The organism is bacterium, from assembly GCA_004299235.1.
Classification (GTDB): domain Bacteria; phylum Chloroflexota; class Dormibacteria; order Dormibacterales; family Dormibacteraceae; genus SCQL01.
In genome coordinates this window covers 1-1,050 of the sequence record SCQL01000097.1, presented here as the reverse complement: position 1 = coordinate 1,050, position 1,050 = coordinate 1, and the positions used below count along the sequence as shown (strand labels likewise).

At 68.6% G+C, this 1,050-nt stretch carries 3 protein-coding genes; all 3 read left to right on the top strand.

Annotation, left to right across the window (positions count from 1 at the left end; all coding sequences use genetic code 11):
- A partial coding sequence (locus EPN29_14460; GenBank protein TAN29637.1) for a pilus assembly protein occupies positions 1-365 on the top strand: 365 nt, incomplete at its 5' end.
- A complete protein-coding gene (locus EPN29_14455) occupies positions 362-799 on the top strand; it encodes a pilus assembly protein (protein TAN29636.1) in 438 nt (145 codons plus the stop codon). The genes EPN29_14460 and EPN29_14455, both read left to right, overlap by 4 nt.
- A partial coding sequence (locus EPN29_14450; GenBank protein ID TAN29635.1) for a peptidoglycan-binding protein occupies positions 796-1,050 on the top strand: 255 nt, incomplete at its 3' end. The genes EPN29_14455 and EPN29_14450, both read left to right, overlap by 4 nt.

The following is a 1,050-nucleotide window of genomic DNA, read 5'->3' as shown; positions in this document are numbered from 1 at the left end:
TCGGGCTGTTCGTGGCGATGATCATCCTTGGCGGTCGCGTGGAGCTCGCCAAGCAGTCCGTGGACGCAGCCGCGTACGAAGCAGCACGAGCAGCCTCGATCGAGCGAACCCAGAGTGAGGCGATCGCCGCGGGCAGGTCCTCTGCCGCCAGCAGCCTCAACGACCAGGACGTGAACTGCACCAGTACGAACATCACGGTGAACGCTGCGGCGTTCGACGCGCCGATCGGGAACACCGGCCAGGTGAACGTCACGGTGACCTGCACGGTGAACCTGTCGGACCTGAGCATCCCCGGCCTACCCGGAACGCGCACGATCACCGCCACCGCGAGCAGCCCCGTCGACGTCTACCGGGAGCGCCGATGACGAGGCACCAGGCCAGGCGACAGCAGGACGAGTGCGGGTCCATCAGCGTCTGGTTCGCCACCGCGTCACTGGTGATGACCATCCTGGTCGGGTTGACCGTCGACCTCGGTGGCAAGGTGAACGCCCAGCAGCAGGCCCGCAGTGCCGCCGCCCAGGCCGCGCGCACCGGCGCCCAGGAGGTCGAGGGCTCGACCGCCATCCGCGGCGAGGATCTCCGCGTCGACATCAACGCCGCCAAGGCCGCCGCGCAGGGCTACCTCAACGCCGCCGGCGTGGAGGGCAGCGTCAGCGTCGTCAACGGCGACACCCTGATCGTGCGAACCACCGACACCTACAACAGCAAGTTCCTCGGGGTCATCGGGCTCAACTCGATGAGCGTCACCGGGGAGGCGTCTGCGCGGCTGGTCCGCGCTCAAGGAGGCATCGAACGATGACCACGCCCACCCTGCGCCAGCGGCTGACCGGGCTCCTCGCCACCGTCGCCGTCCTCGGCATCATCATCGGACTACCGGCCCTGTTCCTCGGGCTCGGCGCGAACCCGATCCCCGACCAGACGCCGAGCTGGGACAGCGTCAAGAACGCACTCCTCGCACCCGACGACGGCACCTTGATCCTGGGCCTGTTCGAGGTGATCGGCTGGGCCGCGTGGGCCTTCCTGACCCTCAGCCTGGTGGTGGAGACCATC

What these genes read in the sequence shown, in the direction of transcription:
- EPN29_14455 (TAN29636.1), top strand. Translation starts at nt 362, where the DNA reads ATGACGAGGCACCAGGCCAGGCGACAGCAGGACGAGTGCGGGTCCATC.